This is a genomic window from Kiloniella sp. (assembly GCF_048259265.1).
Classification (GTDB): domain Bacteria; phylum Pseudomonadota; class Alphaproteobacteria; order Kiloniellales; family Kiloniellaceae; genus Kiloniella.
This window is the reverse complement of sequence record NZ_JBLXHT010000001.1, coordinates 524509-538330: the sequence shown is the minus strand read 5'-3', so window position 1 is coordinate 538330 and position 13822 is coordinate 524509. Positions and strand designations below refer to the sequence as shown.

The 13822-nt window shown below is 46.3% G+C and carries 11 protein-coding genes; 2 read left to right on the top strand and 9 right to left on the bottom strand.

Going from position 1 to position 13822, the window contains the following annotated elements; genetic code table 11:
• Positions 1-29: 29 nt before the first annotated feature.
• Complete coding sequence (locus ACN0QW_RS02575) at positions 30-758, top strand: hypothetical protein (RefSeq protein ID WP_417428502.1); 729 nt, start codon at positions 30-32, stop codon at positions 756-758.
• Here the strand turns inward: ACN0QW_RS02575 and ACN0QW_RS02570 are convergent.
• The 6 genes from ACN0QW_RS02570 to ACN0QW_RS02545 form a co-directional block, all read right to left on the bottom strand.
• A complete protein-coding gene (locus ACN0QW_RS02570) occupies positions 751-1221 on the bottom strand; it encodes a hypothetical protein (protein WP_417428500.1) in 471 nt (156 codons plus the stop codon). The genes ACN0QW_RS02575 and ACN0QW_RS02570 overlap by 8 nt on opposite strands.
• Before the next feature lie 8 nt (positions 1222-1229).
• Entirely contained in the window at positions 1230-3257 is a 2028-nt protein-coding gene (locus ACN0QW_RS02565) for a hypothetical protein (RefSeq protein ID WP_417428498.1), read from the bottom strand.
• A 201-nt stretch (positions 3258-3458) separates the two neighbouring features.
• Positions 3459-4760: an adenylosuccinate synthase gene (locus ACN0QW_RS02560; RefSeq protein ID WP_417428496.1), complete on the bottom strand. Its 1302-nt coding sequence runs from the start codon at positions 4758-4760 to the stop codon at positions 3459-3461.
• Position 4761: 1 nt separating this feature from the next.
• Positions 4762-5919, bottom strand: a complete 1158-nt coding sequence (locus ACN0QW_RS02555) for an ATP phosphoribosyltransferase regulatory subunit (RefSeq protein WP_417428494.1) — start codon at positions 5917-5919, stop codon at positions 4762-4764.
• A 302-nt stretch (positions 5920-6221) separates the two neighbouring features.
• Positions 6222-7799: a phosphoglycerate dehydrogenase gene (gene serA / locus ACN0QW_RS02550; protein ID WP_417428492.1), complete on the bottom strand. Its 1578-nt coding sequence runs from the start codon at positions 7797-7799 to the stop codon at positions 6222-6224.
• A 12-nt stretch (positions 7800-7811) separates the two neighbouring features.
• Positions 7812-8972 carry a phosphoserine transaminase gene (locus ACN0QW_RS02545; protein WP_417428490.1) on the bottom strand — a complete coding sequence of 387 codons (1161 nt, stop codon included), beginning with the start codon at positions 8970-8972 and terminating at the stop codon, positions 7812-7814.
• A 263-nt stretch (positions 8973-9235) separates the two neighbouring features.
• On the opposite strand from ACN0QW_RS02545, the gene ACN0QW_RS02540 reads away from it, so the two are divergent.
• The gene (locus ACN0QW_RS02540) at positions 9236-11014 is read left to right on the top strand and encodes an SLC13 family permease (RefSeq protein WP_417428488.1); all 1779 of its coding nucleotides are present in this window, start codon (positions 9236-9238) and stop codon (positions 11012-11014) included.
• Here ACN0QW_RS02540 and ACN0QW_RS02535 read toward each other — a convergent pair.
• The 3 genes from ACN0QW_RS02535 to ACN0QW_RS02525 are packed head-to-tail and all read right to left on the bottom strand — an operon-like array spanning position 11011 to position 13681.
• A complete protein-coding gene (locus tag ACN0QW_RS02535) occupies positions 11011-11469 on the bottom strand; it encodes a GNAT family N-acetyltransferase (protein WP_417428486.1) in 459 nt (152 codons plus the stop codon). The two genes, ACN0QW_RS02540 and ACN0QW_RS02535, sit on opposite strands and share 4 nt — an antisense overlap.
• A 33-nt stretch (positions 11470-11502) precedes the next feature.
• The gene (locus ACN0QW_RS02530; RefSeq protein WP_417428484.1) at positions 11503-12282 is read right to left on the bottom strand and encodes a PhzF family phenazine biosynthesis protein; all 780 of its coding nucleotides are present in this window, start codon (positions 12280-12282) and stop codon (positions 11503-11505) included.
• Between the two features lie 22 nt (positions 12283-12304).
• A complete protein-coding gene (locus ACN0QW_RS02525; RefSeq protein WP_417428482.1) occupies positions 12305-13681 on the bottom strand; it encodes a pyridoxal phosphate-dependent decarboxylase family protein in 1377 nt (458 codons plus the stop codon).
• Between the last annotated feature and the right edge of the window lie 141 nt (positions 13682-13822).

Sequence of the window (13822 nt, the reverse complement as noted above, 5' to 3'; positions counted from 1 at the left end):
TTTGAAAAGCTAATTTCCAAAATCAATTTATGAAAAGAAAAACAAGGCTCGTCATGACCTCTTCTGAAAAGACATTCGAAGACAATCTTCCCAAATGGATGTGGTTATGGCTACCTATCATTCTGGTATTAATTCTGTTGGTGACAGGACTTGTTCTACCAGGTCAGGTCTATAGTGACTGGATCGGTAACGAACGGACAGGAATACTGGAAACCTCTCATGCAATTATTCCAGCCATATCTTTCCTATTGGCTTTGCGTATCATTTTTCACCCAAAGGTGCCGACGTTTTCTTTCCTCTGGTTTTGGATTTTACTTGCTGCGTTGGGCAGCTTTTATATGTCCGGGGAAGAAGCGAGTTGGGGGCAGCACTGGTTCCAATGGGATACATCTGACGAATGGTCAAAAATTAATGACCAAGGAGAAACCAATTTCCATAACACCAGCTCTTGGCTGGATCAAAAACCACGCACAATTTTGGAAATTGGCATCATTTTAGGCGGTATTATTCTCCCCTTTATTTTTCTGCGCAAGCCAAGCCTGAGAAACCATCCCTACGCTATTATTGTGCCAACGCTAGTTTTACTACCCACTGCGATTATTGCTGAAACCACACGCATGACAGAACGGCTATTTGCCGCTTTGGATGTACCTTTTCGTTTTTTTCAAAGGGCAAGTGAAGTCCAAGAACTCTTTTTCGCCCTTTTTGTTCTTTATTATTTAATCATGATTTTAAAGAGAGTGAAAAGACTCAACTAACTTCTTGCTCTTGAGGTTCAGCATCTTGCTCAGGCGTAGTAGCACTCACCGATTGCTTAACGCCGTCCCCCCACGCTTCGACAAGATCATCCTGATAGCGGCGAATGGCTTTAATTTTACCATCTGTTGAGATGCTTAAATAGCTAGAAACAAAAATCGGTGTTCCGAGATAAAGAATCCAGCCCAAGCCCGCAGCACCATATGCAATCATCATATTCCATGGATCAGAAATTGCGCTGAAAGCACCATCAAAGGATTGTCCCCGCTCCCAAAGTTCCATTAAGGGAGGAAGAACTCCGCAAAAGTTTGGCAAACCTATCGTAACTGTAAAATATCGATGCGGGTTACGGTCAATTACATAAACGACCAAGCTCGGCACCATTAACACAGCAAGCAAAATTGCAGACGGCATTAATACCGCCGCAAGCACAAGCAAAACGAGAAGAAGAAGTACGCGACTCATTGTATCCCCTAAAAAACCCAGGCAATTGTCATACCAACCAATGCCAAACTGGAACATAAGCCGGAAATTACCGCCGAGGTCTTCTCACTTACAAGTTGGACATTTTCATTTGAAACAAGACCACCCTGCTCAAGCCAAGTTGCTTGCGCTTCCAAGTTAGAAAAAATCATCTGCGCCTGATCAAAACCTGTTTGATCCTGATCCTTGATTTGAGAATTATCCAAAATTGACTGTAATATTGTTAATTTTCCTTCGGCCGTCGCATTTTCAACTGCTTCACGAAGCTGTTTGCGAAAAGCCGTATTATGAAAATTCTCTACCGAATCTATCAATAAATTCGCCATATGAGCTGATAAAGCGGGTAAATTGGGTGGCCCGAATTGTTTTTGCATATCTGCCAAAATTCTTAACGAAGCCCCATTATAAACATCCCTGTCAAAAGGATCTTCAAACCGCTTTAACAGAGCATCAAAATTTCCACGCATATTGTTCATGGCAAAGGCAAGTATATGCCGGTCAACTGGTGCCCCCTCTATTCGACCAGAAGCAACCATATTCTCTAACGCTGGTAACAGATTTTTAATATCATCAACATAATGGTCCCCAACCAAAGGAGACATGCAAGGCCAGCCCTCGTTACCGGCATAGACCGCCCGCTCCATCCCATACCCCGGAACCATGCTTTTTACATTTTGGGCCAAGTGCTCAATCTGTTTAATAATGGCGATAAATTCAGGCTTGGTCCTAGTTTGTGAGGTCACCCATGCTTGGGACAGCTTCATCCTGATAACATCGAGAAACTGCTCTACCTTACCCGGCTCAAAAAATTCCAATGCAATAGCTTGCGCGATGGCGTCGACACGAACAGCAACATCTTTGTATATAATCGGTGCCGCTGGATCTAATGCCATGATAGAAGCTGAAACGGCCCTGTCATCCCCGCTTCCTGTTGACGCTAAGGCACTTGACGTCCGTTCAGCAAGAACGATTAAATCCCCCATATCTTCATTGGACAATGCGCGTCGAACCCAAGAATCAAGATGATCAGATGAAATCAATTTCTTACTCTCTGACCAATTTAACCTCATGGCATTGGCAAGCATTGGTGCCGTTAGATAGTCTTTTCCGGCAAAAGAGATTGATCTGACAGCCTTTGGAGGTAACGGAACCTGTTTAGGGCTCAAATGACGACCATTAGCCCACATTTCAATGTCTGGCATTGCCCAACGCTCATAAGGATCATCACTCAATAATCCGCGTAAAGGCTCCATCAATTTAAGAGGTACCCGGGTTTGCCCCACCAATGCACCATAAGACCCAAGCTTTATTTTCGCCTCAATAATTTCTTCGTCGGACTTCCCCTTGAGAAGAGAGCCCCCCATCGCGACTTCCGCCAAAAGAACACCAAAGGAGTAAAAATCATCAAGAACACCCCCTTCACCACGCCCCGAAGGTAATGCCATACCCGAATCAATTGGCTCATATAATACTGGTTGTGCATAGGCAGCAGGGGTTGAAAGGCATTCACCCAACATTGCTCTGCCATCAGATGCTACGAAAATATTTTCAGGGCGAATGGCCCGGTGCATTAGTGTTCGAGAAGAAAGCTCTCTCAAAGCGGGTAACAAATTATGTATAAACCCATTGATAATTGTTTCTTCGTCCATTTTCGGAACAAGCTGGCCCGCTTCAGGGATCAGACGATTTCCGGAAGGCCGTTCATATACAAGAACGAAACGACGAACATTATCTTCAGGGAAGATTACCGTCCCTGAACCAACAGGTGTCATCATCACCGGGCAGCTAACACGGCTCATCAACCGGATCATAGAAAACCTTGGTGCGGCTTCCTTCTGACAAATCAACGCAAAAAGAGAATTATTCCCCTTTAGACTGGTCGCTGCGATCGCCAAGGTTCCCGGTGACTGTAATTCAGGCAGACGTTCTGCAGGAAGAAGCCGAAACTTACCTTCGAATTCTACAGGTTGTTGTAAGTGTGCCAATTCGTTGGCAATTTCTTTGATATGAGTAGGCATTACTTCCTCAACCTGAGAACAGGCCCCCCGGCCTTCACAACACAAAAGATGAATACTGTTCTAGAGCTATAACAGAGAAAGGTAAAAAAGATAGTTAACAAAAAATATATAACGCCTACGAGAACGTAAAAAATAAAAGCACTCCCCCAGTGTCAGAGAAGTGCTTTTATTAAAAGACTTTATATAGTCCAAATTAGATTTTTATGGTTTAGGATGAAAAGGATCCTGAACCAAAATAGTATCATCACGTTCCGGACTTGTTGATAGCAAAGCCACAGGAACATCAATAAGCTCTTCGATACGACGGATGTATTTAATCGCTGTCGCAGGAAGATCAGCCCAGGAACGAGCACCATATGTGCTGTCATCCCAACCTTCGAGTGTTTCATAGATCGGCTCTACTTTAGCCTGCTTGCTCGCAAGTGATGGCAAGTGATCGTACTCTTCACCATCAATCCGGTAACCAACACAAACCTTAAGCTCTTTAAAGCCATCAAGAACGTCAAGTTTGGTCAGGGCAATACCTGTAATGCCACCAACTTTACATGCTTGACGAACCATGACAGCATCAAACCAGCCACAGCGACGTTGGCGACCTGTTACAGTACCAAACTCGCGCCCACGCTCACCCAAACGCTGCCCGACATCATCAAACAATTCTGTTGGAAAAGGACCAGAACCAACGCGCGTTGTATAAGCTTTGGTGATGCCCAGAACATAGCCAACAGAACTGGGTCCAACACCAGATCCAGCAGAGGCCTGACCAGAAATCGTATTCGATGATGTCACGAACGGATAGGTACCGTGATCAACGTCCAACATAGCGCCTTGAGCACCTTCGAAAAGAACGCGTTTATCTGTTTTGCGGCATTCTTCAAGACGTTGCCAAACAACATCAACAAAGGGCAGAATTTTTGGCGCAACCTCCAAAAGCTTCTCAACAACGCCAGCGCCATCAATTTCAGGCTGGTTTAAGCCTCTGAGCAGAGCATTGTGGTGCAGCAGTAGTGCATCAACACGTTCTTTCAGGAAATCGGCATCTGCCAAGTCACAAATACGAATAGCACGACGCCCAACTTTGTCTTCGTAAGCTGGGCCGATACCGCGGCCTGTCGTACCAATCTTGGCATCACCCTTTGCAGCAGCTTCACGCGCACGATCGACTTCACCATGCAGTGGTAAAATAAGAGCTGCATTTTCTGAAACTTTTAGATTCTCAGGCGTAAGTTCAACCCCCTGCTCGCGCAGACGATCCATCTCAGCTAAAAGAGCCCAGGGGTCAACAACAACGCCGTTCCCAATGATAGACATTTTACCTTTACGGACGATACCGGAAGGTAAAAGAGAAAGTTTATAAACTTCGCCATCAATAACGAGTGTATGACCAGCGTTGTGACCACCTTGGAAACGAACAACAACGTCCGCTCTTTCAGAAAGCCAATCAACAATTTTACCTTTACCTTCGTCTCCCCATTGGGAGCCAACAACAGCAACATTAGACATGTCAGTTATTTCCTAACTCATGTATGTGGTCATCCTCTAAGAGATGACTACAGGACAAACGCAGCGCTTCCGCGCGATCATTCTCGAAAGGTCCAAGACCCGAAATTGTTACCCAACCCTGCGCGCGCAATGCAGCACCTTCATCACGCCGTGTTCCATGAGGAAGGAAAATACGGCGTGCTATTTTTGGCTTTGGCAAGGCTCGTAAAACTGTATCCATAAAAAGAGTAAAACCCGTGGCAGGTTCAGTAATATTATCAACACTCACTGAATCATAACGTCCGCCACGTCCCAGTTCCCCCCGGACCCCTTTGGCAAAAAAGATAAAACTGGTTCCTGTGTGATATTCAAACCCACGGTGTTCAACGAGATCCAAGGTTACCGTTAACTCTGGGGCAGATTCCGCAACCAGCTCAACCACGTCAACAAGCTTGGAGAACTCATCAGCAGCCACACCAGAGAAGCCCAGTTTTTGAGCAGATTCAATAACGTGTTGAGCTGAACCCGCAGCACTTAAAAGCTGTCGGAAGAAACCCGCATTTTCACCCGCGATCTTCTCAACTTCGGCTGCATCTTTACGATCCAAAGCAATCCGTAGTTCCAGCGCCTGCTCGGCTTCATAGCCAAACTCTTTTGCAATAGCGGGAACGAGCGTTGGCAGATTGATATCAACACTTAGGTCTTTGACACCAATAGTTTCAAGCGCCGTGACAGCGGCCAAAATAACTTCAGCATCGGCCGTGTTGTCAGTAATACCAATCAGCTCCCCGCCAACTTGTGTAAACTGTCTTTCAGGACGAAGCTGGCTGCCCGTTACTTGCAGAACATCGCCGCCATAACAAAGGCGCAATGGTCTCGGTGCATTCTGCAGACGTGATGCTGCAATTCGGGCGACCTGAGGGGTGATATCTGCACGTACCCCCATCATGCGATGGCTTGACGGGTCCATAAGGCGAAAAATTTGGTCAGACAGGGTTTCTCCAGCGCCTGAAAGCAACGCATTTTCAAACTCCAATAACGGAGGTTTGATGCGGTCATAACCTTCAGATGAAAAACTATCTATAAGACGGCGCACTACTTCGGCTTCATGCGCGGCGGCAGGCATTAACAAATCCTGTAGGCCAGCTGGCAATAAAGCCTGGTTCCCATTCTTTTTCATGGTCTGCGTTCCGGGTCGTTTTTAAGCTCATACGATGCGAAAAAACCTGCCGTGACCGAGAAAAGGTCTAACCTTGGGCTCTTTCGGTGATTGACTACAGGTTTTACTCTCCAAGAGCAACCTGATTCCCTGATTCAAGGCTGAAAAGTTACTCTTTTCTGTCAATAATCAAAAAATATGTCGTAAATTCAGTATCCTGATAATTCCCCAAAAGAGTTCAAAAAGAAGGCTGTGGGAACGTCCCACAGCCTTCTTTTTATGCTTTATGCAAAATCAGATCTTAATTATAATAGCGTTTCAGCTTAGAAGTTAAGTTGCACAACCTGCTTGGTCTGCGGAAGTTGTTTGACCTTGTCTAACTGTGCCGCATCCAGAGGACTATCCAGCTCAACAAGAGCAATCGCATCCTGCCCAGGCGCTGTTCTGCCCAGATGGAACGTTGCAATATTCACACCTGCTTCGCCCAACTGCATACCCAATGCTCCGATATATCCGGGCGTATCTTCGTTGGTTAGATAAAGCATATGTTTGCCAAGTTCCGCCTCAATTTCGATACCTTTGATATTAACCAGACGCGGACGTTTGCCACCAAAGAGCGTCCCAGCAACAGAACGTTCACCTTTTTCGGTTGTTACCGTCAGGCGGATTAATGTTTGGAAGTCACAATCACGTTCATGTTTGGCTTCGCTGACATCAATATTACGTTCTCTCGCAATAATAGGAGCGCTAACCACATTCACTGAATCCATAATCGGAGCCAAAAGGCTGGCAACAATCGTCTGCGTCAACGGACGGCAATTAAAGGAAGCAACGGAGCCTTCATAGTCGATCTTGATCGCTTTCAGACCTGTCCGTGTAAGCTGCCCCGCAAAGCTACCCAACTGTTGCGACAGCGCCATATAAGGTTCCAGCTTATTAAACTCTTCTGCAGTCAGAGACGGCATGTTCAGCGCATTGGTTACCGCACCCGACAGCAAATAATCAGAAAGTTGCTCAGCAACCTGTAAGGCAACATTCTCCTGCGCTTCAGCAGTTGACGCCCCCAAATGTGGTGTCGCAACAAAGTTCGGTGCCCCAAAAAGAACAGAGTCCTTTGCTGGCTCAACCTCGAACACATCACTCGCTGCACCGGCAACATGGCCGCTTTCCAAGGCATCTTTAAGGTCAGCTTCAACAACCAGACCACCACGGGCGCAGTTAATAATACGAACGCCTTTTTTGGTTTTGGCCAATGCCTTGGCATCAATAATCCCCTTGGTTTGATCCGTCAGAGGAACGTGGAGCGTAATAAAATCGGCACGAGCCAAAAGCTCGTCCAGCTCAACTTTTTCAACGCCGAGGTCCTTGGCGCGTTCAGGTGAGAGGAAAGGATCAAAAGAAATCACTTTCATCTTCAATCCCTGTGCACGATCAACAACAATAGAACCGATATTTCCACAACCAATTACACCCAGGGTTTTGGCTGTTAGCTCTGATCCCATAAAACGGGATTTTTCCCATTTACCTGCTTGTGTTGATTCATTTGCTTCCGGAATTTGTCGGGCAGCAGCAAACATCATCGCAATCGCATGTTCAGCCGTGGTAATGGAGTTACCATGTGGTGTGTTCATAACAACAACACCTTTGGCAGAAGCCGCGTCAATATTGACGTTATCAACACCAATACCCGCACGTCCAACAACTTTCAAATTAGTCGCAGCTTCCAAAACCTTTGGCGTTACTTTTGTAGCGGACCGGATAGCCAGACCATCATAGTCACCAATTATGGCAATCAATTCTTCTTCGGAAAGACCAACTTTAGTATCAACTTCAACGCCACGATCGCGAAAGATATCTGCAGCTTTCGGGCTTAACTTATCACTTATGAGTACTTTAACCATTTTTCCAACACTCTATTCGAATTCTGTACGTACTTGCTCTATTGCCCAATCCAACCAGGGCAACAAAAGCTCGATGTCTGAGGTTTCAACTGTGGCACCACCCCAAATGCGTAAGCCCGCCGGTGCATCACGATAAGCACCGATATCAAGCGCGGCATTTTCTTCTTCCAACAATGCCGCAAGTCTTTTGGCCGCTTTGGCCTGCGCATCATCAGAAAGGGCTATGAACCAGTCAGCCGTTACCTTCAAGCAAACAGATGTTGTTGAGCTTGTCGATGTGTCTTCAGCAAGAAAGGCAGCCCAATCACTTTTGGAAACCCAATCCGAAATGACTGCAAAATTTGCATCGCAACGACCAACCAGGCCTTCTAGGCCACCCACACTTTCAGCCCAACCAAGAGAATCCAGTGCATCTTCGACGCATAACATCGAAGGCGTATTAATAGTGGCTCCAGTGAAGATCGATTCGTTTAATTTTCCACCTTTTGTTAAACGGAAAATCTTAGGCATCGGCCAAGATGGCTCGTGGTTCTCAAGCCGTTCAACAGCACGCGGACTGAGCGCGATCATGCCATGAGCACCTTCTCCCCCCAGAACTTTTTGCCACGACCACGTTGTGACATCCAGCTTATCCCAGGGTAAAGGCATCGCAAAAGCAGCTGATGTTGCATCGCAAATAGAAAGTCCCGCACGATCAGAACTGATCCACTCTCCATTAGGCACACGAACACCAGAGGTCGTACCGTTCCAGGTAAAAACCACATCACGATCCCAAGAAACCTGTAATAGATCAGGTAATTTCCCGTAATCGGCTTCAAAAGTACGTACATCATTGAGTTTCAGCTGTTTGATTACATCTGTAACCCAACCCTTGCCAAAACTTTCCCATGACAGCATATCTACTCCCCGTGGTCCGAGAAGAGACCACAGTGCCATTTCTACGGCACCAGTATCGGAGGCTGGGACAATTCCGACACGATAATCTTCGGGGATACCAAGGATTTTGCGTGACTTTTCGATCACTTCCGCGAGCTTGGCTTTTCCGCCTTTTGCGCGATGAGATCTTCCATGCCAGCAAGAGCCTAGTGAATCCAAAGACCAACCAGGACGCTTGGAACAAGGCCCGGATGAAAATCTTGGATTTAAGGGACGTTCACTAGGTTTTTCTTTCATTGGACATTTTACTCCAGTATGGCAGTTTTTTTTTAACTACACGAAACAAACCACCCTATAAGCTAGGGTCGCAAACCGACTTTTTCAGGTCGCGGACGCATCATAAACATATTGCACCGCAAAATGCTCCCTTTTATTTGCCTGATTTTCACAGAAATGAAATTTTTGCATAAGCACAGCATTGTAGTCAGTGCTATTCCAGAATATTTTCTATATACTTAGTAATTAACTTCGCAAAGTTAGGTGGCCAAAGCAGGGTGGGAATGAATACCGATCAATTTATCGTTTTTGCCATTATAGGTCTCGCATTAATTTTATTTATATGGGGCCGAATAAGGTACGATGTTGTTGCAATGATGGCACTTATTGGATCTGTGATCCTTGGTGTTGTCCCTGCGGATACAGCCTTTGAAGGATTCGGGCATCCTGCGGTAATTACCGTTGCCGCCGTTTTGATCATCTCACAGGCATTGCGTAATTCGGGTATCGTCGAGTTGGCAACTCGTTTTCTAGAGCCTGCTGCGGGACATCCCACACTTCACATACTGGCACTGACCACAGTTGTTGCCATTTGCTCCGCATTCATGAACAACGTCGGCGCCCTTGCCCTTATGCTTCCAATAGCGATCGGCAGCGCATACAACAGTAAAAGACCTACGAGCGAAGTCCTGATGCCCCTCAGCTTTGGCTCATTGCTTGGCGGCCTCACCACGCTCATTGGTACGCCACCTAACATCATTATCTCAAGTTTTCGACAGGCTGAAACCGGGCAAGGCTTTGCCATGTTCGATTTCTTACCCGTGGGGTTTGGTGTCGCCTTAACAGGCATTCTTTTTATCTCTGTCGTGGGCTGGCGCCTGTTGCCGAAAAGAGCTGTAAACAACAGTGAGAATGAAAGCCTTTTCCAGATTGAAGACTATATAGCCGAAGTCCGAATTCCGGAAAATTCACCTTATGTGGGACACCGTCTTGTCGATTTGGAAACACTGGCTCAGGGTAACGTCGCTGTCGTAGCCTTGGTTCGGCGCGAAGACCGTATGCTCGCCCCATCGGGTTATATGCGCCTCAAAGCAGAAGACATTCTTACCCTCGAATCAGATACCGATACACTCCAGCGGGTTGTTGATGAAGCCAATCTCGAGCTTGTTGGCTCTGCAGATGACAGCTCTGAAGATCTTCAGTCTGATCGAGTTGGTATATTAGAGGCTGTGGTTACACCAGGATCCAGGCTTGAAGGCCGGACTGCACATAACATGCAATTACATACACACCACGGCATTAATACCCTCGGCGTTGCCCGACAAGGTCAACCGGTCAACGAACGGATCGGACGGGTTCGTTTTATGCCCGGTGATGTTCTGCTCATTCAGGGCATCAGAGAGGAAATGCCTGAGACGTTAGCATCCCTAGGGCTTCTTCCTCTTGCGGAAAGAGAGCTTTCCCTAACCCCCAAACGGGGATCAATTGTTGCACCTCTTCTTTTCGCGATTGCAATTCTTCTGGTCGTCTTTGGTATTTTGCCCCCCCAAATTTCTTTTCTCGGTGCTGTTGGCACTATGGTTTTGTTGGGTGAGCTCAACCTCAAAGAACTGTACGAATCTGTGGACTGGTCAATTATCGTGCTCTTGGCAGCAATGATCCCTGTCGGGCTAGCCTTGGAAACATCGGGAGGTACAGCAATGATTGCCTCGCCGCTTGTATCATTGAGTGCACATATTCCTGTCTGGGCCATCATGGGATTATTGATTTTCATAACCATGATTTTATCTGATGTCATGAATAATGCTGCGACAGCGGTACTGATGGCCCCCATTGGTATTTCTATTGCGAATGGTTTAGGTGTGAATGTTGACACTTTCCTGATCGCAATCGCAATCGGAAGCTCATCGACCTACTTAACGCCTATCGGGCATCAATCCAATTTGCTTGTTATGGGACCGGGTGGATATAAATTTGGCGACTACTGGCGCATGGGGCTTCCACTTGATGTCATCATCCTTGTGGTGTCAGTGCCTCTTATCCTCTGGATATGGCCGCTCTAAAAGGTATAGGACATTTTCATAACATTAGTGATTTCATCAAATTCAGTCTGCAGAAAGCCTGAATTTTTGTAGAGCTTGATCGCGTGATCCATTTGCCCCCGGACAGTTTCAAGTAATATTGAGCGTGCCTTTTGTTCCGCGGCAAAATCCAAAACTCTATTGATAAGGGCCTGTCCTGTATTGTGCCCCCGCCCAGACGGTTCAATCCAAAGGCGCTTAAGCTCATAACAAGCCGTCTCTTTGAACTTTACACCAACAACACCGACAGCTTCCCCCTCAATAGATTTAACAATCCATAACCGACCATTAGGCAGCGAATAACGTTTATCGATTTCATGCAGTTCTTTCTCAAATCCTTCGAAACAAGGGCATGCTTGCGCCCACTTCTCATAGTTCTTGAAAAGCCGCACAACAGAAGAAAAATCCTCAGGTGATGTTACTATTTCGATATTCATGCCTATGATCTCTTTTTGAACCAACCGGATACACTATAGATAAATTACCCCCTTGAGATAAAGTATTGCCGTTCCCGTTAAAAGAATTCGATCTCCACAATCCTCTATCTCGAGTACACCACCTCGCTTAGAAACCTGCTTGGCAATCATTGTCGACTTACCAAGCACGTCTTTCCAATAAGGTGCACAAACAACATGCGCTGAGCCAGTTACAGGATCTTCCAGAATACCACAATGCGGGCCAAAGTATCTGGCAACGTAATCATAATCACGGCTAGTTGATGTGATGATCAAACCATCCCCAGGCAGTTCGGCAACTTTGTCAAAGTTTGGCTCAACAGCAAGAACACTTTCTTCGTCATCGAGCACAGCCATTAGCTTACTTGATATATAGGTTGCTTGCGGGCGCACACCAATCGCCTCTTCAACCATCGAAATGCCATCCAAAGGTGACGGTCTGCGAGACGGAAAATCAAGCGTGTATCGCCCATTGTGACAAGCAACCTTCAGCACCCCGCTTTTGGATTCAAATGAAATTTCTTTGGTTGTTTGATCCAGTTCAGTGGAAATCACATGTGCTGTTGCCAAAGTAGCATGACCACAAAGATCAACCTCGGTTGTCGGCGTGAACCAGCGCAAATGATACCCCTGTTGTGTCGGAACAAAGAAGGCCGTTTCAGACAGGTTGTTCTCTGCTGCGATTTCAGACAACAGATCATCCGGTAACCATTCGGTCAGGGGACAAACAGCTGCTGGATTCCCACTAAAAAGCTGCCCCGTAAATGCGTCTACTTGGTACAGTGGAATTTCCATTATTACTCAGACCTTCTCTTTCCTATTTTGCTGGCTCGATCTTATTCTCTGCCTCAATATTTTTCATGGCATCTTCAATCGCCTTCAAAGACTGATCAATATCTTGGTGCGTTATCTTCCAGGATGATACTGAAAGCCGAAACGCATTGTGACCTTTCCAGACCGTAGGACCAAACCAGCACGTGCCGTCTTGTTGAACCATTTCAATTAAGGCTTCTGTTTTCTCTACGCTATCCCAGGAAACCACGATTTGATTGAGAACAACATCGTTCAAAATGTTTAATCCCAAAGCTTCCAGACCTTTTGCAAAATACTGAGCTAAATCACAACAACCGGAAATCAGGTCATCGAGCCCTTCGCGCCCCAGAAACTTGAGTGCTGCCCATATATCAATACCCCGGGCACGTTTGGAAAACTCCGGAATATAACTTTGCGATGCCCCATCTCGTTCCCTCAAATAGGCAGCAGAAACAGACATGGCACCATGAAGGGCATCATCATCCCGGCAAATGACAAGACCTCCATCATAGGGCGTGTTTAACCATTTGTGCCCATCAACGGCCCAGGAATCAGCTTTTTCGATACCTTTAGTTAAATACGCCCGAGATACAGAAGACCTCGCCCAAAGACCAAAGGCTCCATCCACATGTACCCAGGCATCAACCGCTTTGGCACGATTACAAATCTCATCAATAGGATCAAAGGCACCGCTGTTCACATTCCCAGCTTGTGTGCAAACGATTGTTTGGCCGTCCAATACCGGTAACCTGCTGATATCAATGGCACCGTTAGCATCGGTTGCGATCTTAATAACCCGATTCTTTCCCAACCCCAGCATAGACAGCGCTTTAAGTACCGTGACATGGACTTCATCGCTCACAACAACCTTGATTTCAGGCGCTCCGAAAAGACCATCTTCTTCAACGTTCCATCCGTGTTTTTTCAGAATCTTATGCCGCGCAGCCGCCAAAGCGGTGAAAGTTGCCATTGTCGCCCCAGTCACAAAACCAACCGCAGATTGCTCTGGTAAAACCAAGACATCCAAAAGCCATTGTGTTGTTACTTTTTCAATTTTGTCGGCCACAGGCGATGTCACCGGAGAAGATGCAACCTGATCCCAAGCAGTTGCAATCCAGTTGGCACCAACCGTGACAGGTAAACTCCCCCCGACAACAAAACCGAAATACCTGCTCCCGGCAGATGCGACAGTCGCAGGCGAGCCCACCTCATCCAATTGCTTTAAGATATCATTGGGATCATGCCCCTTCTCTGGGAGTGGCTCTTCAAATTGGCTAAGCGCCTTAAGATCATGATCAGACGGAAAGACCCTTTGGCTATCAACCTCAGAAAGATATCTTTCACCTTTTTCATAAGCATTACGTAACAATTCACGAGACATTGTCTTCACCTTTCCCTGCGCATCACACAGCCAAGCATCACCTAAGCAATTGAAAATAAGTCAACTATTTAAAACAGAGCGAACAATTATATAAAAATCACACATTGTCTCATTTACACCTTGCTCAATTAGGGGGTCAAT